Genomic DNA, 19,276 nt, shown 5'->3' on the forward strand with positions numbered 1-19,276 from the left:
CTAAGCCGCAAGAAGTGACCAAATCACTGTTGCTGTGGAAGGGCATCAAATAAACCAATACTCTGGCACGCGTCAAGAAATGGTTTTTTTAGAAAGTTGCACTCAGCGAATGGCTTATTTTGTGTTTGTCTTGTTAATGTACGAAGAAAATGTGCAGGATCACGGCCGTCTTCTTTCCATTCATCCAGTACTTGTGTCAGCCAGTATTTACCGTCGTTATCACCGCAGAATTTGGCTTTGTAGCGCTCTTCAATGCCATAGACTTCCTTCCACGTTTCGATCTCATCGTTAATTGCAACCGGGCCAAATTGGAGAGTAATGTCGGTTGGAGTAAGCTTAGTAATATCGGAGTGCTGCAAATCAACTTTTAGATCTATTGAATGTGCCGTTGTTTTGTAAGGATAGAAGACAACACGCCTACGAACAGTTCTAACCGGATCTTTAGGTGTATAGGTAGGATTCTTGCTGGTTTTGTAACTACTGTTGCAGTAATGACAAGCCGGAACCAAATTTTTAAAGTTGATCGAGTTAAAAGGATAAATGGCTTTAGGTAAATAATGGTCGTAGGCTTCGCGTTTACTATGATATTCGCTCAACAAATCACTGATACCGCAAAAAGGACATTTCCCAGTTTTATTGGTTTTAACAAAAGCGTGATAGTGATCGTCAATTTCACCAATCTTTTCGCGTAGTGCTGCAAGATTAAGTAGTGAATGAGAATATATGTCTTTGAAAAATTTACCTAGTTGTTCAGTTAGGTCTACGTGAATAGCTGCAATGTCTGAGTATCGTGCTAATTGTGTGCTTGGGTCATTGTTACAGACCTTCTCTATTTCATTGTTGGCTTTATACCATTGTTTAAATTGATCTATTTGTTGTGGCGTTAATGGTTCAAAAAGAGCATAAATAGCTTTTATTTCTTTATAAAACTGCTTGCCACGGGTTGGTGCGTTCGAGGCAAAGCCGAATGACGTAAGCACCTCTTTTAAATCTGGATTGTTATCAAATAATTCCAGAGTAAATTCAGTTCCAATAGGTGCCTTACACCACACTTCAAAAAAAATAAAATCGATAAACTCCTGCATCTTCTCCATCTGATGCGGTACATAGGTGTAAGGGAACAGCATTAGTGTTCAGCCTCCTCATTATTGCCTTGTTCACTCGCCAGTATGGCTTTGATTAATAATAACTTTTCTACTGAGTCGCCTAGATTTCTGTGAATTTCGTTGATCAATTCTTCGTTATTTTCATCACCCTGCTCAAAGCGTTGGCGTAGCGTGTCCAGAATTTCCTGAGCATAAGCACCAATCGTCTCGCGCTTGCCAAAGGTGCTCATGGTTATTTTATTGATTGATGCACCCAACGTATTGTACTCAGGTGTTTTGATTGTGACGTTACCGTCTTGCTTTTTAAACACCAATACCTTCTCGGGCTTGCTGTCGGAGATTAAAAATGGCGTATGGGTGGTTATCAACATTTCCTGGCTGGCGTCGCCATCTTTCGGGAAACACTGACGCAACCGGCTGATAAAGTTGGCGCGCCAGTCGGGGTTAAAGTGGGTTTCGGGCTCGTCCAGTAGAAACAGACTGTTGGTATTGCGAAATAGCAGGCACAAGCCAAGGCTGTGGAGCAACTGGTGTTCACCATCCGACAGTTCTTTTAGCAACATCGGCTTTTTTGCACCCTTTTTTGTAAAGTAAAAATTCTTAAAACGCATAATGCGTTGATCAGAAGGCAATACCGGAATGGTTTCACTCACATAATGGCTCTTGCTACGATACAAATCAGCTTTGATTGAGTCGCCAACCGTGTACAGGTTTAAGTTTAATAAAACTTGAAAAGCGTGGAACAAGTGGCGCACAGAGTTTTCTGGATTTTCAAAGTCTTGAAAGTTTTGTCTAAATGCTTGTTTTGTCGCTGGGGTTACCCAGTAGTCAAGGATAAGAACATCGTTAGCCTCATCTTCATAACTAAGCGTGGCGCAGCGTTTAAGTGAGCTAATAATGCGATCTGATTTTTTATCGCCTTCAAGCAGGTGTAGCAGATTCAGGCGATAACTTGGGTTACCCCGCTCATCTTTTTCAAGGCTAAGTGCCGGATGATCTTGTATTATGCTTTCTAAAGTTCGTTGCTGATTATCGCTATCACTGTCAAAAGTTTCAACTTGAGCAGCCGTCAGTGAAATACTCCGGCGTAAAATAATCCGAAACTCACTAAGTGAATTTATACCAATATCTTTTTGGAATGGCTGTAAGGTATCTTCGTTCTGAAATAGATAATTACACAGCAAAATTGCCTGGCTGAAACTACTATCAAGGCAAATCATTCTTGCTTCAGGCTTTTGATTGTAGATACCTTGGTTTTTTAGTATTTGCCAGTATTCATCAAATTGAATAAAGCGAATTTTAAAAAACGGTACACTAATAATTTCATTCTCACCAGACGAGTAGCTGATGACATATTCAGGCAACAACTTTCGTCGTAAAGCTCTCCCTAAACTAGTTTCTTTATCTTTCTCCAACGCCTCTAATCTTTTCCAACATCTTAGGTCTTCCTCCCATATCCACCATTGAGGATATTGTGCCACTTCCTTTGATATTTTTAATCTGGTTCGTTTATTTTCGCTCTTTAGTTCTGGAGGAGATTGAATAATGTATTCAATCTCAAACCCATCTGGTACAGAATAATTAGCGCGGAATCCTCTAGGGTTAAGTTGAGATTCATAGTCAAAATTATCAGGTCTGTTCCCTAAATATTGACATTCCAACTGAAAAAAAATCGCGCTGAGTAGTTCAAGGAGGTTCGATTTGCCACTGCCATTTCGCCCAGCACAAATGAAAGGGGCAAATTCACCTAGATTGGCAAGTTCTTCCTGAAGATCCAATTCGCGAATAAAATAATGTTCAAAACCATATGGTAAGCTTCGAAAACCTTTAGGGTCAGTGATTTTAAGTCGCAATAGCTTCATCTAGCCGTACCTTTGCCGTAGCGACTTTGGCTTTCATTAACTATAAGCTGAATTTGATTATTTTCCTCGTCAAAAAGCTGTGCAAGCCTTTCGGACTTTAATGCTTCAAACACCCAGTCTTTGATGATCTCGTAATCGTCCACTCCCAGCTCAAAATCCGTTTCTGGGTGCAGTTCGACTATACGGGCTTGAGCTGCAGCAATAAAATCGTTGACAGAAAATGGAGCAAAACCGATTTGCAGACAATAACTTTCCAACCATTCATAAAGCAAACGTTCGCGCAGCGAGCTGTTGGTTTGGGCGTCTAACAGATAATCGGTATCGGGCAGGTTGATGGGTAAATCTTCAGTTTCAGGTATGGTGACTTGTTCCGAAGCATCGGCTTTCGTTGTATTGACCTGAACATCCGGCAATGGCACTCGCGATAAATCCAGCGCACCTTTAAAGGCTTGCTGGCTGAGTGCAACGTAGAGTGATTCCAGATCATCCAGGCTTTGCTGGTAGCGGGATTTAAGCGTTTCGATCTTTTCTACGATGCTGGCAAATTGGTTTTGAGGTTCTATTGGCGGCTTGACTAAGGTGATTTTTTCAAAATCTCCTTTTGTCAGGATTTTTTTCATACCTTTTGCAGCATGACTTTGAATATACGCCTGACTCAACTTGAAGAGACCGTATAGATAAAGAGGATTAACATCTTTGCCAGGTTGTATAGCATTTATTTGTTGATTGAAAGCTACTGTTCTATCAGTTAATGCTGCGCGACCAATGGATTCAATGCTACCAGCAATGCACGCAATAAGAAGAGCGCCTTTTTCCAGCATTCTGGCTTTATGTGATCCTTTTTCAGAAAGATGTTCAGCTGCATGTGTGATATACATTGCATCTTTGGGGATGTTATCTGTTTTTATCCACTCGATGAAATCGCCATCGTAATTAGAGGGCTCATTTCTAGGTGGAGTATTTCCAGTTAAAATTCTACCGAATGTTTTTAACTCAGGTTTATCCCATGCCCTCTCATTCCTTACCGGATCACCAAACATTTCGAAAAACACGCTTTTCAGCAGGTCGTCGAGTTGTTGCAGATGTTGTTTGCGCTGGGTGATAAGTCCTTCCACGCTGCCAAGTAGATGGGCAATGCGGATTTGGTCGTCGAAGGATGGTAAGGGAATTTTTATCTCTGCCAAAGATTTTAAATTGAGAGTTTTCCCCATTACAGCCTGGTTAGAGCCGCCATATGTTACAGACTTTAACGCGTAATAGAGATATTCAGCAGTCAGTTTCTTACCATCTTTAATAGAAAAAGCGGCAATAGCTTCATTCGTAAAGAGATCGCAACCAGCAAAAGCCATTTTACCTATAGTTAGTTTGAAACTGAAAAGTAATGTCCCTTTTTTTACAAGTTTGCATCGGGCATCTTTAACACCAATATCAGTTATCTGCTCTTTTGTTTCAGTGACAGTTTTTGAATTGAGATCTCGAATTGAAACCCATGGATACCCATCGCCCCAATATTCCGCTTTGTTTCTTGATGGGGTTCGTCCTATGGAAATGTCTAAGAGGCTAGACAGTTTTTCCTGTCTCATCCCACCATCCTCTTCAATTCCAAAAGCTCCCGCACGATGCCACTTTGTATTTTTTCCAGCTCCGTATATTCCACATCGCCGACTTCAGCTTGAATCAAGCGATCTAAAATTACGCTGGGCGCATCATAATGCACCTCTTCAAATACATCTTCTTTGTAGCGACTTAACGACAAATCATAGTCATTCTTTTCATCTACTATTTCGCTGTATGGCACCATAAAACATTTGGCAGTGCGGTCGGTGTCTTTCTCAGTACTACGAGTGTGATATTTGGCGATGATATCCTGTAGATCGCCCCAATCATCTTTTCCATCAGGTGTCTTCTGCTTGGTGCGTTTATCATCCAACGAATAGCCATCGGCGGCCATTTCATAAAACCACACATGCTCGGTGGCTGGTTTATCGACCTTGTCTTTCGGCCCCCAAACTTTAGTAAATAGCAATATGGCAGTACTAACCCCTGCATAGGGTTTAAAGACGCCGCTCGGCAGGGTGATCACTGCTTTTAGGTCGCAACGTTCTACCAGGATTTTGCGTAAATCCTTAAACGCTTTGCCTGAACCAAACAGCACGCCCTGCGGCACAATCACAGCGGCGGTGCCGCCTTTTTTCAATAGGCGATAAATGTTTTCAACAAACAGTAATTCTGTTTTGGTGGTGGCCAGTTGCAGGTTTTCGTTAATGTCGCCTTTATCGATGCTGCCGGTAAAGGGCGGGTTAGCCATAATGATGTTGTATTCGGCTTCCTGGTTGTAGCTTTTGCTTAGCGTATCTTTGTAATCAATATTGGGCTCATCGATACCGTGCATCATCAGGTTCATTAAACCTAAGCGCACCATGGTGCTGTCGATGTCGTAACCCCATAGTGAGGCACTTAAAATAGCCTGTGCTTTGTCGGTAAGCGTTGCGGAAACTGAGGTGCGGATAAAACCGTCTTCATCCGGTTTAATGTCAGTGGTTCCAGCCTTTTTGGCTAATTCAGTCACAATATATTGATAGGCACCAAGCAAAAAGCCGCCCGAGCCACAGGCTGGGTCGGCAATTTTATGGCCCAACTGCGGTTGCACTAAATCTGCTACCAATTTGATGATATGGCGCGGGGTGCGGAACTGGCCGTTTTTACCGGCGGTGGCGATTTCTGAAAGTAAGTATTCATAGACATCGCCCTGAATATCCTGAAAAGCCTGGCCTTTTTCTTGCGAGTCTTTCTCCATCACCTCAAAGATTTCGTCAATCGTCCCCATTGCTTCTACTAGCAAAGACTCTTTGGGAATGATGAACACTGCGTTACGCATATGATGCGTAAAGTTGGATTCTGCCCCATTTAAATCTTTTAGAAACGGAAAAACCTTATTTGCAACATGAGGCAATCGATCTGTTGCATTCATTCGCTTGAAAAAACTCCAACGCAGCTCTGATTTTGGTATTGGACGTTGTTCGCTTCCCGGCCGGTTTCGCTCTTCTGGTGGGATCCAATTACCCTCAAATTTTGATGTATATTTTTCTTCTGTCCATTCGGCATCAGCCTGACGTTTTAAATCCAGCTCGTCCAGCCGCTTCATAAATAACAGATAAGTGATCTGCTCAATAGCCGTAAGCGGGTTGCTAATACCACCGCTCCAAAATTTATTCCACAGCTGGTCAATCTTACTTTTTAATTCAGGGTTGTTCTGTAACATGGTTTTACCTAGGTTAGGCAGCCAGCGCTTGCGCCAGCTGTAAAATTTCGTTTATTTCTGTCGGGTTAAATACGCCACGAATGCCCTGTGGATGAAGCACAGTAAAAGGTGCGCTGATTAAATCTTTCTTTTCCAGCTTTTCACGCTCGATAATGAAGTTTTTCAGCAGGTTTAAAAACTCCATCTGCCGGCTATTTAGCGTGGTATGGGCTCGGATGAATTGCTCAAAAGCTGCACTGACTTCATCGGGGAAGCTTTTTAACACCTCAATACCAAGAATGTACCGCATAAACTGAATAAAGCGTGCTTTACGGTTTTTATACACCTGACGCAGCAGGTCCTCAGTAATATGTGGGTGTTCTTCGTGCAGCAATTCGGCTAACGCATTCGCCTCTTCTGCAGTGACCATTTCACCATTTTTTATCTTTTTAAGTACTGGGTTGTGTTCTGTCAGCTCGGCAATCAGGTTCTCAACCATCTCACGGTAACGTGTAACACTTACTGCTTCATTTTGCGGGCCAAACTCTACCCATTCCTTTTTATGCAGCTCGTCCACTAAATCAAGATGGGTTTGCTCTTGCCCGGTGTTTTGTTCCCGGAATTTCATTAATGGGCCGAGCTTATTGCTTAGCTCATCAAAACTGGCTTCGTCGGCGTTGCTCCAATATCTCGGAGTTTGTGCGGCGCGTATTAATTCTTGTTCGAGTTTTACAAAGGGCACGGACAATGGCAGCTCACTGATTTGTTCAACGATGCCTTCTTTCAGGATGTCGGCTTGCGCATTTTCTTCCCGCAAAGCTGCTAGTGAGTATTCCAGCACATCGCGTTCAAACCGCATGGCTTTAAAGTCAGCTTCAGACACAGTGCGGAACAACGGTTTAATTTCAGCGCGTAGAAACTCCAGCTTGTCATGGTTAAGGGTGAGCCAGAAGTTGTCATCTGCAAGGCGGGCAAGTGCGGCTGCAGCTTCTTTGATGACTACCGAATTTTCTGGCAAGGCGGCAATTTGGGCGCGCAGCTTGGCCACTTCATTTGCAGCGATATCGACATGGCCGGTATCGTTAGCGGTTTCGATTTTATCCAGCCGCAAGCCGACTAATTTAACCGGCAAGGGCAGTTGAGGTTTGAGCTCTTTGCCTTTGGGGTTAAGTTTGAAGTATTCAAAGTTATCCCAGCAGTCGAGAATCAAAAATACGTCTTTTTCTAAACACCAGGGTTTGGGTTTATTGGTTTCAAGTAATCGTGTACCGCGTCCCACCATCTGCCAGAATTTGGTGTAGGAATAAACCGGTTTGGCGAACACGAGGTTTACGATTTCGCGCACGTCGATGCCGGTATCGAGCATATCAACACTGATGGCAATGCGGGGCATGTCGTTATTAGTGAACTGGTCGAGCAGACCGCCTTTGCCGTAAACGCGCGGATCGTCAGACACCAGTACTTTTGCCAGTTCACCGTGGTACTGCGGGTAGAGCTTGTCAAAAATCTCTTCAATACGGCGCGCATGGGCTTTGGTAGCACAAAAGAAAATAGTTTTGCCGGGCAGCACACCGTTGCCATCCTTTATGGCTTCTTCCATAAATTCGCGCACGATCAGGGTATTGGTGCCCTTATTGACCACTTGCTTTTCCAGCTGAGTACCCTCGAAGTTGATATCTTCAACTTCCTTGCCTTGCAATATCAGATTTTTCTGGTCTTCCAGCGAAATAGTGCGCTTGCTGATGCCCTCCATCTGGAACTTGGTCTGAATTTTCATTACCTGAAAATTACAGAGGTAAGGCGGTTTGTTGTTTACCGCTTCTTCGTAGGTGTAAGCGAAGGTTGGAATACCATCTTCACAGTGAAACAGCTCGAAGGTGTTATGATCGATGATATCCGTGGGTGTTGCTGTTAAACCCAAAGTGATGGTTTTGAAATAAGCGAGCACTTCACCAAAGGTGTTGTAGATGGAACGGTGGCTTTCATCGATCACGATAAAATCAAAAAAATGCGGTGAAAGGTGCTGAGTATCGTCACGAATAATATTTAGCATGGTTGGGTAGGTAGCGACATAGATCCGCCTGTCTTTAGCAATCAGCTTCTCACCCACATTTGGCCAACGAGGCTCATTCGGCAGGTGCTCTTTAAATGCCGCCAAAGCTTGTTCGCGCAGTGCTATACGATCTACCAGAAACAACACTTTTTCTGCATGGCCAGCGCGCATTAGCGCATCGGTAAGGGCGATACAGGTGCGGGTTTTGCCGGTACCGGTGGCCATAACCAATAAGAATTCGCGTTTCTTTTGCTCAATGCCGTCTAGTACTGAACGAATAGCGCGGATTTGGTAATCACGCCCGGCAATTTCGGTGTTGATAAGCTCCTGCGTGAGAGGTTTACGATTACGGCGGATGTAAGCAAAACGCTCTAAATCATCTCGCGTAGGAAAACCAACGACCTTACGCGGCGGTGCATTTTCAAGATCCCAGAAATAAAGCTGGTGGCCATTGGTGTAGAAGCAAAACGGCAATTCACCGCCAATCTGCTTTTGAATGTTGTAACAATATTGCTTGGCTTGCTCCCGACCAAGGGCGGCATCTTTGCTGGTTCGTTTGGCTTCTACTACGGCTAGCGGCTTGCCGTCTTTGCCTAATAAAACATAGTCACTAAATTGGTGGCCTTCGTAGAGTGTTCTTGCTTCAGTCACGCCGTCTGGTAATGCCGTAATGATATCGAACTCTTCAACAACTTGGGTTGGATCTTTGAGGTTCCAACCTGCCAAGGTGAGTTGCTGGTTAATAAGTTCTGACCGGGTTTGTGCTTCGGTTTTACTCATAGCCTAGTGACGTCCTTGTTCGATACCTTGAATCATCAATCGCTCTGCCTGCGCTTAACAACTTATCTACTTTGCTGAGTTGAAAACTCAAGTGACTGTCAACATACATGCAGGTATTCAAGTAAGCAATAGACTGTTATTTATCAGTTATTCCACGTTCTGAATTTGCTCTCGCATCTGCTCGATTAACACCTTAAGCTCTACCGCGGCATTGGTGATCTCTGTGCTGATGGCTTTGGATGACAGCGTATTCGCTTCGCGGTTAAATTCCTGCATCATAAAATCAAGACGGCGGCCGCAGGCGCCACCTTTTTTCAGCGTGTGGCGGGTTTCTTTAATGTGGGCGTCAAGGCGGTCGAGCTCTTCCGCTACGTCGGATTTTGACGCTAAAAACGCCATTTCCTGCTCTAACCGGCTTTGGTCTAAATCGGTTTTAATTTCATTTAAGCGGTTGACGATACGGTCGCGTTGCCACTGCATGGCTTGTGGCAGATGACTGCGCACAAAAGCGACTTGCTCACCGATGGCGGTTAAGCGCTGCTGGATCATCTGCTCGATGGCTTCACCTTCCCGACCTCGGCCGGCTAAAAAGTCTTGCAACGCCGCATCAAAACCGGCCAGCAGTTCAGCTTGCAGCGCATCTACATCTTCGCTTGGTGTTTCCATTACGCCGGGCCAGCGCAAAATGTCGGCAATGTTTAACTGGGCTTGCGGCGCTTTTTGCAGTAACTGCTGGGCTTTTTGCAGCAATTGCTCAGCGAATACTTCGTTTAATGTCAGTTCACCAGCCGCTTGATTAGCCTGATAACGCAGGTTTACTTCAATCTTACCGCGCTGCAGGCTGTTACGGAGTTTGTCGCGCAGCAGGCTTTCTAAACCACGAAACTGCTCGGGCAGGCGAAAGTAGGACTCCAGGTAACGCTGGTTTACCGAGCGGATCTCCCACTGGGCGGTGCCCCAGCTGGCTTTGGTTTCGTGACGGGCGAAGGCGGTCATGCTGTGGATCATATATGGCTCTCTGGCGACAAATAAACACCGAGTATACCGCAGGATTGGCGAATTTGGCGAATTGCTCGCAGTCTGGCCGCCTACGTGCATTTAGAAATTCATAGCGTATAATGTCGGACATTGTTAATTTCAGGAGTGCAGCTATGCGTCCAAGTGGCAGAACCGCCAGCCAGATCCGTCCCCTTACTTTTACCCGTCAATTTACTGCCCATGCTGAAGGCTCAGTGCTGGTGGAATTTGGTAACACCAAAGTAATTTGTACCGCCAGCGTAATTGAAGGTGTGCCGCGCTTTATGAAAGGCCAGGGCAAAGGCTGGGTTACCGCCGAGTACGGCATGTTGCCACGCGCTACCCATACCCGTAATGACCGCGAAGCGGCACGCGGTAAGCAAGGTGGCCGCACTATGGAAATTCAGCGCCTGATTGGCCGCGCACTGCGCACCGCAGTAGATTTAAAACTGCTGGGTGAAAATACCATTACCATCGACTGTGACGTAATACAGGCCGATGGCGGCACCCGCACGGCCTCTATTACCGGTGCTTGTGTCGCTTTAGTGGATGCGCTTAACCATATGCGCGCTAAAGGCATGATTAAAACCAACCCGCTGAATTTTATGGTGGCGGCGGTATCGGTGGGGATCTATAAAGGCACAGCCGTGGCCGATTTGGATTACGCCGAAGACTCAAACGCTGAAACCGATATGAATATCGTGATGACCGAAACCGGCAAAGTGATTGAAATTCAGGGCACGGCCGAAGAAGCGCCATTTAGCTTTGAAGAAATGCAGCAGATGATGGATTTAGGCAAGCATGCCATCCGCGAAATTATCGACGAGCAAAAGCGCGTATTAGCTTAAGGCTGCTTTAAGGTTAAAAGGTAAAGATCAGGCTATGAAACAATTTCAAATTGATTTTATTGAGTTTGCGCTGTCGCGTCAGGTACTGAAGTTTGGCAGTTTTACGCTGAAATCCGGCCGTACCAGCCCATACTTTTTTAATGCCGGTTTGTTTAACACCGGCGGCGATTTAGCCAAGTTAGGCCGTTTTTATGCTGCAGCGTTGCAAGACAGTGGCCTTGAGTTTGATGTGCTGTTTGGCCCGGCGTATAAGGGTATTCCTATTGCTACTACAACAGCGGTAGCCTTGGCGGATCATTATAACCGTGACGTGCCGTACTGTTTTAACCGTAAAGAAGCGAAGACCCATGGCGAGGGTGGTAATTTAGTCGGCTCGCCGCTTAAGGGCCGTATTATGCTGGTGGACGATGTGATTACCGCCGGTACGGCTATTCGCGAATCGATGCAGTTAATTCAGGCGCAGGGCGCAGAGCTTACCGGTGTGTTAATTGCGCTGGATAGGCAAGAGCGTGGCCAGGGCGAGCTGTCGGCTATTCAGGAAGTGGAGCGTGATTTTAATACTAAAGTTATCTCTATTATCAGCCTGCCGGATTTAATCAGCTATTTAGCCGATAAGCCGCAGATGGCGCAGCATCTGGAAGCCGTGAAAGCATACCGGGCGCAGTATGGGGTTAATGCTTAAAGAAAATCGGGCTTTAGAGTAGGGTACAGTGTCAGGAAATGCTTTCTGCACCGGCTTCAAGGATCACATCCCTGTGCCCTCTCAGCCTGCGCGGCATCCATGCCGCTGTTCCGAAAGCACACCTGACCCTGTACCTGATGCTTCGGCGTTAGCCTGATAAAAACAGCCACTTAGGAAAGCAAAGATGCTAAAGCCAAACGGTGTCGGTTTAGGCCGAATTATCAAAGCAGCAAAGTGCTCAATGCAGGGCTTTGCTGCCAGTTGGAAGCATGAATCGGCCTTTCGCCAGGAAACGACTTTAGCCGTTATCTCGGTGCCGCTCGCGGCCTGGCTGGCGACTTCGGTTAGCCAGTTTGCGCTGTTGGTTGGCGTATGGTGCTTAGTGCTGGTGGTCGAGCTGTTAAATTCGGCGATTGAATCATTGACTGACCGGGTTGGCCTGGAGCGACATGAATTGTCGGGCCGTGCCAAAGATATGGGCTCGGCAGCGGTGTTTGTTAGCTTAGTGATAGTAGCGCTGGTGTGGGGTGCTGCACTTTATGAGCGCTTCGTTTAGCTTTTTACTGACCAACCAATCCTTGCAATGTTAATTAAGGAAGGGATTAGGTGTGCTTTGCTGACTTGCCGTAATGCCGTGTGACTGGAAATGCTTTCTTCGCCGGCTTCAAGGATCACATCCCTGTGCCCTCTCAGCCTGCGCGGCATCCATGCCGCTGCTACGAAAGCACACCAGTCACACTGCATGAGCGTTAGGCGTTAGCTAAACAAAGCAGATTGCAATTGTACCCACTGATTGGCCCAGTGCTGGGTTGGCAGCCGGCTAAAACCGGAGCGAACAAACTGGCTGAGTTTACCCTCTACCGTGGCCAGCAGCAGATTAGCCAGCTCGCCTTCGTCGATACTAAAACCTTTACCCTCACGCAGCTTGCGCTCACGCAGGCATTGCTTTAACTGGGTTTCCAGCTTTTCAAATAACTGGGCAACCCGTTCTTGCAGCCGTTCCTGCTCGCCTTGCAATGCATCACCGGTAAGAATGCGGCAAATACCCGGGTTGCGCTCAGCAAACACCAGTATCAGCTGTAAAATAAGCTCAGTGCGGCTGGCGGTGTCTTTATGTTCGTCCAGAATAACGTTAATGCGCGATAACAGCGTATCTTCAATAAACTCAATTAAGCCTTCAAACATGCGCGCCTTGCTGGGGAAGTGGCGGTAAAGTGCGGCTTCGGATACGCCGACTTTTTCTGCCAGTGCGGCCGTGGTAATGCGCTGGCCGTTATTGCTTTGCAGCATGGCAGCTAAGGCTTGCAGGATATCTTCTTTACGATTGGTGCGACGTGGTGCCGGCATTGCGTGTCCTGTAAAAAATATAACTTAGAGTCTGGTGCAGGTGCCTGCAGCCGGAAATACTTATTTCGCCGCCTTCAAGGATCACATCCCTGTGCCCTCTCAGGCTCCGCGGCATCCATGCCGCTGCTGCATAAGTACACCGGCCTTCGGCGCCAGGTAAAACTGTACTTTATACCAATCAAGCTTTGCCGGAATGGCCAAAGCCGCCTTCGCCGCGCGCTGTTTGCTCAAAGCTGTCAACGATAGTAAATTCAGCCTGCACCACCGGCATAAACACCAGTTGTGCAATGCGATCACCCGGTTCGATGGTAAAGCTGTCATTGCCGCGGTTCCACATCGATACCATTAGCGGGCCCTGGTAATCCGAGTCAATTAAGCCAACCAGATTGCCCAACACTATGCCGTGCTTATGGCCCAGGCCAGAGCGGGGCAGGATAGTTGCGCATAAATTGGCATCGCCGATAAAAATGGATAAACCGGTTGGAATTAACACCGTCTCGCCCGGTGCCAGGTTTAGCGTGCTATCTAAGCAGGCGCGCAGGTCTAAACCGGCAGAGCCCGGTGTGGCATAAGCCGGCAGCGGGAAGTCAGTGCCAATACGCGGGTCGAGAATTTTTAAATCAATGGCTTTTTTCATTTACGGCTTAACTCTTTTATTAACGGTAATTAGTGGGCTGAATACTGGCGGTGGATATGCTGCAGTATCGCTTTGGCCAGGCTGGTTTTAGCTTGCGCCGGCAAGGCCAGCTCACCATCTTGCCAAATCAGCGTGACAGCATTGTTGTCGCTGTTAAAGCCGTGCTCAGCCTTGGCTACGTCATTAGCACATATTAAATCCAGTTTTTTGCGCGCCAGTTTATCTTTGGCGTACTGCAATACATTCTGTGTTTCTGCAGCGAAACCGACAGTAAAAGGCCGGTTTTGGCTAAGTGCCGCTACGCTGGCAATAATATCCGGGTTTTGCACCAGTTTAAGCTCAAGTGCGCTGTCGCCTTGCTTTTTCATCTTCTCATCAGCGACGTTTGCCACGCGGTAATCGGCTACCGCAGCACAACCAATAAAGATATCGCTCTGCACTGCCTGTGCCAGGGCGGCGTCATACATTTGCTGGGCGCTGGTGACATCAAGCCGCTTTACGCCCGCCGGGGTGGCTAACTGTACCGGGCCGCTAATCAACGTAACGTCAGCGCCCATGGCTGCGGCAGCGGCGGCTAAGGCAAAGCCCATTTTACCCGAGCTGTGATTAGAGATATAACGTACCGGATCGATGGCTTCGCGGGTCGGGCCTGCAGTAATTGTGATTTTAATGTTATTAAGTTGCTGTTCAGCCAAAAAATGTTCTTCTAGCGCGCTAACCAGCTGTAACGGTTCCAGCATACGGCCTGCGCCTGTGTCGCCACAGGCTTGTTCGCCTATGCCAGGGCCATAAATGTAAAAATTATATGAACTTAACCTGGCTAAATTTTGCTGAGTGGCTATGTTTTTATACATCTGTTGGTTCATGGCTGGCGCGATAGCAACCGGTGCTACCGTGGCTAAAACGCAGGTAGTCAGCAAGTCGTTAGCCAGGCCATGCGCCATGCGGGCGATAACATCGGCACTGGCGGGGGCAATTAACATGATATCGGCCCATTTCGCCAGTTCAATATGCCCCATGGCCGCTTCGGCGGCCGGGTCAAGCAGGCTGGTGCTGACCGGGTTGCCGGATAACGCTTGTAAGGTGAGCGGCGTAATAAAGTGCTGAGCGGCGTCGGTTAAAATAACCCGTACCTGTGCGCCACGCTCTTTTAAGCGGCGCACCAGGTCTGCACTTTTATAGGCGGCAATGCCACCGCTGATACCCAGTAAAATACGTTTGTTGGCAAGCGTTTGCTGCATAACAGAGCCACCGGAACTGGAAAAAACTGGCGCTAAGATAGCATGGAAACGCAAATTCAGCATCAATTCAGGGAGTGATTGCATGAGTATTCGACACTGGCCGGCTACCGAGCGGCCACGGGAAAAACTGCTCGACAGGGGCGCTATGGCACTGTCGGACGCCGAGCTGTTGGCGATTTTTTTACGCACCGGTATTGCCGGTACCGATGCGGTAACACTGGCGCGTCAATTGCTAAACCAGTTTGGTTCGCTTAGGCGCTTACTCGGTGCCAGCCAGGCTGATTTTTGCTCGGCACGGGGCTTGGGCGAAGCCAAATTTGTGCAGCTGCAGGCGGTGCTGGAGCTGAGTAAGCGCTACCTACAACAACAAATGCAGCGCGATACCGTCTTTACTGAGCCTGAGGCCGTGAAGCGTTATTTGCAACATGCGATCAGTGGTGAGCAGCGCGAAGTGTTTTTATTGTTGTATTTAGACAGCCAGCACCGGCTGATTAAGGCTGAACCGTTGTTTGCCGGCACGATAGATGCCAGTCCGGTGTATCCACGTATTGTAGTTCAGCAGGCTTTAGCGCATAATGCCGCCGCTGTTATTCTGGCGCACAATCATCCCTCCGGCGTGGCTGAACCGAGCCGGGCGGACAAAGCGATTACTGAACGCTTAGTTCAGGCGCTGATGTTGGTAGATATCAAGGTGTTGGATCACTTTATTGTGGGCGATGCTGATGTGATCTCCTTTGCTGAGCGTGGTTGGCTGTGACGATCTGCATAGATCCATGGCGGATCTTTGCGCGTGGCCGAAAGATTTCGCTTGAATAAGGCGGCTTATTCGTGTATAAATTGCGCCCTCTTGTTTTGGGGCAACCTTCTTGGCCGGAAGGGTGATGACAGCTCGAGCTGATGTAATTTTGGAGAACTATTGACATGTCTAGAGTGTGCCAAGTAACTGGCAAGGGTCCGATGGTAGGTAACCGTCGTTCACACGCCAACAATGCTACTAAGCGCCGTTTCCTGCCTAACCTGCAAACACACCGTTTCTGGGTTGAAAGTGAAAACCGTTTTGTTACATTACGTACTTCTACCCGTGGTATGCGCATCATCGATAAGAAAGGTATCGATGCGGTATTAGCCGAAGTGCGTGCTAACGGTCACAAGGTGTAAGGAAATAAAAAATGCGCGATAAAATCCGTTTAGTCTCTTCTGCAGGCACTGGTTTCTTCTATACAACGACGAAGAACAAGCGCACCATGCCAGAAAAGATGGAAATCAAAAAGTTCGACCCTAAAGTGCGCAAGCACGTGATTTTCAAAGAAGCGAAAATCAAGTAATCGAACAGCTAAACCCGGCCTACGCCGGGTTTTTGCTTTTTACGCCCCGCCTGCGTTACTATGCCGCGTCATCTTAGCTGACCGGTGTCATCATGGTTAAACTATCCCGTCGTAACTGGAATAATGTACTGATTTTTGCCGTACTTATTTTAATGTTTGTGCTGTATGGCATACCGCAGCGTTTAAGCCAGCTTTCAGCGCCGGCACCGCGTTTAATTCCTGCTGACACTGAACTGTTAATGGTCGCCTTTGCCAATGCACGGCTAATTAAAGCCGGTCCACAGTGGCAACTGCAACCTGCCCAGGCAATACCGGTAGATGCGGCTCAGCTGGCACTGGCCTGGCAGCACAGCTTACTGACACCGGCTGAGGTTACGGCCGATAGTAGCCGGGTTCCGTTGGCTCAGGCCAGTGTGCAGCTGGTGGGGCACAGCGCTCCCCTGATCTGGTTGTTGTACCCTGCTGAGGGCAGCGCCGACGGCCAATATCTGCTGCAGCAAGCCGGTCAGCCACAGTTTTATCAGTTAAGCGCCGCCCAGGCAGCGCAATTATTTTTAGTTGATTTGGCGGAGTAACAGTGCCGGAATTACCAGAAGTAGAAGTGTCGCGTCAGGGCATTAGCCCTTATCTGCACAACCAGCAATTAATTAAAGTCGTCGCACGCCAGCGTCAGCTGCGTTGGTGGGTGCCGGATGAAGTGTTATCGCAGTTAAATCAGCCGATCCTGTCGGTCACGCGCCGGGCTAAGTATTTGCTTATTCAGCTGCCAGCGGGTGACATTATTTTGCATCTGGGCATGTCGGGCCATTTAAAGGTGCTGAGCGCCGATACGCCAGCGACGAAACATGATCATATCGATTTTGTGTTGGATAGTGGCATGCTGCTGAGGTTAAACGATACCCGCCGCTTTGGCGCTGTGCTGTGGCAGCAAAAAGGCCAGGTGCATCCGTTGCTGGCCAGTCTGGGGCCAGAGCCGCTCAGTGATAATTTTAATCTGGCCCATTTAAGCGCTGCTTTTGCCAAACGCAGCAGCGCGGCCAAGCTGGTGCTGATGGATAACCAGGTTGTGGTCGGCGTGGGTAATATTTACGCTAATGAAGCGTTGTTTAAAGCCGGCATTTTACCGTCCAAACCGGCCAAAGCGGTCACGCCTCAGCAGCTGGCAAAGCTATTGCCGGTGATAAAAGACACCCTGGCCGCAGCGATTAAACAGGGCGGCACTACGTTAAAAGATTTTAGCCAGGCCGATGGTAAGCCGGGCTATTTTGCCCAGCAACTGCTGGTATATGGCCGCGGCGGCCAGCCTTGTGTAACCTGTGGCACGCAGTTAAGTGAAATTCGGCTTGGCCAGCGCAGCACGGTGTTTTGCCCCCAATGTCAACGCTAACGCTGACTTAGAAGCCCCGGGTGGCGGTAATACGCAGCTCTACACCGCTTAAATTGTCGTTGTCGCTTAGCGCTTTGGTTAAATCGATATGAATTAAGGTACCCCGGCTGGAGTGATTAGACAGCAGCCGGATACCGGCACCCACCCCCACCAACGTGCCGCCGGCGGAGGTATTTGCGTCCTGCTCGGCCGTTTGCCAGATTTTACCGGCGTCGATATAGCCGGCAAAAGCGACATCAAGTAGCTGCCATAGCGACCAATCGGTATAGCGGCGGTATTCCGCGGTGAGCACAGCACGGGCCTCACCACTTCTGAAATAGCTGGGGTAAGCACGCAACTGGTCGTCACCGCCAATATACAAAGGCTCATCACGAAACAGGTTATTGCCTTTGTCCAGGCTAAGCTTGCCGGCCAGGCTATGGTAGTCATCCAGTTGTTTAATCAGCTGCCAGTGATTGCTGACAAGATACTGCGGCTGGTCGAACTGGCGCTGCAGCCAGCGTGCGTCAGCCAGTAAAAACAGATCTGCGGCCAGTTGCCAGTTTTTTGCCGCACTGAGCTGCCAGAACAGCGCATCGTTGTCGGCACCCAGTTGCTCACTGTATTGGCCGAGGCGGGCATTAAGTTGCCAACCAAAGTTAAAATCTTCTGTGCGGTTAAACGAGTCAATATTAAACAGCTTTTTATAATCGGCCCTTACCAGCTCATACTCCAGCCACCAGGCCGATAGATTGCGCTGCTCTGGCAAGCCAAACAGCGTGCGTTCATTGGCGCTAAATTGCACATCTTCCAGCTCTATAGCAAAGCGCAAGCGGTGAATATTATGGCTTAGTGGATGCAGGCGGTAACCAAACTCAGCTTTGGCATGCTCGCGTTTGCGGCTAAAACTGTTGTACTCTTCACCGGCATCATATTCATAAACATCTTCCGTAGTGCTATCCACCTCAAACCCCAGCGCCCAGGGCGATGACAGCCGGTAGAATGGCCGGTTAACGCTAAGCTGATAATTATCTCCGTCGCTGTTGTTGCTGTAAGCGGCGGTGCCATTCCAGAACTTGCCAAACATATTGGGCGAAAACAGCACAAAGCCGACACCGCTGCGCTCGCTGTCGCGTTTGTATAGCAGGTTTAGCCGGTTACCCGTGCCGAGCAGGTTATCCTCTTCAAAGCCAAAGGCACTCTTACTGCGGCCGCCCTCGCTGGAAAAGTCCAGGGTGGGTAGTAAAGACCAGTTATCCCAGGTACTGACATTGACAATAACGCTATTGTCGCTGGCGCAAAAATGGCTGATTTTTACCTCAGCCTCGCGCAGGTAACGCCGGCTGCGCAGCAAGCGTTCGGTTTCGTCCAGCTCTTGCAGTTGCAGGGCGTCACCCGGGCGAAACAGTACATCCTCGGCCAGTACAGTGGGTTGGGTAACAGTGTGGGTATAGTTGGCAAACTCATGCAACCAGAATGATTTTGGATCGGTTAAATCAAAGATGTTATTCGGTGTATAGCTGATATCACGAATGGTAACGCCGGCATCGTTGGTCAGAAACTGGTTTTCTGCCACCGGCTGACAGTCAGCATAAACCTGTACAGTAAACAGCAAAAGCAGGCTTATACTAAACCTCATCTTCATTAACGGCTCCATTTGCGGTGGTATTTCGAGTGTAGATCAGCTTGCTGAAAGTTGCCTTAACCTGTGCTGAGTATCTTACCCTGTTGTGATATTCAGTTGAGATTAACCGCTATGCTTTATAAAATA

General features: G+C 47.9%; 18 protein-coding genes. 8 read left to right on the forward strand and 10 right to left on the reverse strand.

All coding sequences use genetic code 11. From position 1 onward, the window contains the following. Positions 1-23: 23 nt before the first annotated feature. The 6 genes from EYB30_RS01895 to EYB30_RS01920 form a co-directional block, all read right to left on the reverse strand. Complete coding sequence (locus EYB30_RS01895; protein ID WP_166836464.1) at positions 24-1,127, reverse strand: HNH endonuclease; 1,104 nt, start codon at positions 1,125-1,127, stop codon at positions 24-26. After that, positions 1,127-2,968, reverse strand: coding sequence for a restriction system-associated AAA family ATPase (locus EYB30_RS01900; protein ID WP_166836466.1), 1,842 nt, complete (start codon positions 2,966-2,968; stop codon positions 1,127-1,129). Before EYB30_RS01900 ends, EYB30_RS01895 begins: the two co-directional genes overlap by 1 nt. Then, on the reverse strand, positions 2,965-4,551 hold the full coding sequence (locus EYB30_RS01905) for a restriction endonuclease subunit S (RefSeq protein ID WP_166836468.1): 1,587 nt from the start codon (positions 4,549-4,551) through the stop codon (positions 2,965-2,967). Before EYB30_RS01905 ends, EYB30_RS01900 begins: the two co-directional genes overlap by 4 nt. Continuing rightward, positions 4,548-6,230, reverse strand: a complete 1,683-nt coding sequence (locus tag EYB30_RS01910; RefSeq protein WP_166836470.1) for a type I restriction-modification system subunit M — start codon at positions 6,228-6,230, stop codon at positions 4,548-4,550. Before EYB30_RS01910 ends, EYB30_RS01905 begins: the two co-directional genes overlap by 4 nt. 13 nt (positions 6,231-6,243) lie before the next feature. Continuing rightward, positions 6,244-9,042, reverse strand: a complete 2,799-nt coding sequence (locus tag EYB30_RS01915; RefSeq protein ID WP_166836473.1) for a type I restriction endonuclease subunit R — start codon at positions 9,040-9,042, stop codon at positions 6,244-6,246. A gap of 147 nt (positions 9,043-9,189) precedes the next feature. Next, positions 9,190-10,050: a YicC/YloC family endoribonuclease gene (locus tag EYB30_RS01920; RefSeq protein ID WP_166836476.1), complete on the reverse strand. Its 861-nt coding sequence runs from the start codon at positions 10,048-10,050 to the stop codon at positions 9,190-9,192. A gap of 143 nt (positions 10,051-10,193) precedes the next feature. Here EYB30_RS01920 and rph point away from each other — a divergent pair, with 143 nt between their 5' ends. From rph to EYB30_RS01935, 3 genes are all read left to right on the forward strand, one after another. Beyond that, complete coding sequence (rph, locus tag EYB30_RS01925) at positions 10,194-10,907, forward strand: ribonuclease PH (protein ID WP_166836478.1); 714 nt, start codon at positions 10,194-10,196, stop codon at positions 10,905-10,907. A gap of 34 nt (positions 10,908-10,941) precedes the next feature. Beyond that, positions 10,942-11,589, forward strand: a complete 648-nt coding sequence (gene pyrE, locus EYB30_RS01930) for an orotate phosphoribosyltransferase (protein ID WP_166836480.1) — start codon at positions 10,942-10,944, stop codon at positions 11,587-11,589. Positions 11,590-11,773: 184 nt separating this feature from the next. After that, on the forward strand, positions 11,774-12,145 hold the full coding sequence (locus EYB30_RS01935) for a diacylglycerol kinase (protein ID WP_166836482.1): 372 nt from the start codon (positions 11,774-11,776) through the stop codon (positions 12,143-12,145). A gap of 200 nt (positions 12,146-12,345) precedes the next feature. On the opposite strand, the gene slmA is transcribed toward EYB30_RS01935, so the two are convergent. From slmA to coaBC, 3 genes are all read right to left on the reverse strand, one after another. After that, complete coding sequence (gene slmA, locus EYB30_RS01940) at positions 12,346-12,936, reverse strand: nucleoid occlusion factor SlmA (protein WP_166836484.1); 591 nt, start codon at positions 12,934-12,936, stop codon at positions 12,346-12,348. Between the two features lie 178 nt (positions 12,937-13,114). Further along, positions 13,115-13,573: a dUTP diphosphatase gene (gene dut, locus EYB30_RS01945; RefSeq protein WP_166836486.1), complete on the reverse strand. Its 459-nt coding sequence runs from the start codon at positions 13,571-13,573 to the stop codon at positions 13,115-13,117. A 29-nt stretch (positions 13,574-13,602) separates the two neighbouring features. Further along, a complete protein-coding gene (gene coaBC / locus EYB30_RS01950) occupies positions 13,603-14,814 on the reverse strand; it encodes a bifunctional phosphopantothenoylcysteine decarboxylase/phosphopantothenate--cysteine ligase CoaBC (protein WP_166836488.1) in 1,212 nt (403 codons plus the stop codon). Between the two features lie 82 nt (positions 14,815-14,896). Between coaBC and radC the strand changes: the two genes are divergently transcribed. The 5 genes from radC (at position 14,897) to mutM (ending at position 17,526) form a co-directional block, all read left to right on the forward strand. Continuing rightward, a complete protein-coding gene (radC, locus tag EYB30_RS01955; protein WP_166836490.1) occupies positions 14,897-15,571 on the forward strand; it encodes a RadC family protein in 675 nt (224 codons plus the stop codon). Between the two features lie 164 nt (positions 15,572-15,735). After that, entirely contained in the window at positions 15,736-15,972 is a 237-nt protein-coding gene (gene rpmB, locus EYB30_RS01960; protein WP_040551802.1) for a 50S ribosomal protein L28, read from the forward strand. Between the two features lie 11 nt (positions 15,973-15,983). After that, positions 15,984-16,139, forward strand: a complete 156-nt coding sequence (rpmG, locus tag EYB30_RS01965) for a 50S ribosomal protein L33 (protein ID WP_008219722.1) — start codon at positions 15,984-15,986, stop codon at positions 16,137-16,139. 92 nt (positions 16,140-16,231) lie between these two features. Beyond that, the gene (locus tag EYB30_RS01970; RefSeq protein WP_166836492.1) at positions 16,232-16,714 is read left to right on the forward strand and encodes a hypothetical protein; all 483 of its coding nucleotides are present in this window, start codon (positions 16,232-16,234) and stop codon (positions 16,712-16,714) included. 2 nt (positions 16,715-16,716) lie between these two features. After that, positions 16,717-17,526, forward strand: a complete 810-nt coding sequence (gene mutM, locus EYB30_RS01975) for a bifunctional DNA-formamidopyrimidine glycosylase/DNA-(apurinic or apyrimidinic site) lyase (RefSeq protein ID WP_166836494.1) — start codon at positions 16,717-16,719, stop codon at positions 17,524-17,526. A 7-nt stretch (positions 17,527-17,533) separates the two neighbouring features. Here the strand turns inward: mutM and EYB30_RS01980 are convergent, their stop codons facing one another. Then, positions 17,534-19,150, reverse strand: a complete 1,617-nt coding sequence (locus EYB30_RS01980) for a BamA/TamA family outer membrane protein (RefSeq protein WP_166836496.1) — start codon at positions 19,148-19,150, stop codon at positions 17,534-17,536. Positions 19,151-19,276: the final 126 nt, after the last annotated feature.

The organism is Rheinheimera pleomorphica (assembly GCF_011634895.1).
GTDB lineage: Bacteria > Pseudomonadota > Gammaproteobacteria > Enterobacterales > Alteromonadaceae > Alishewanella > Alishewanella pleomorphica.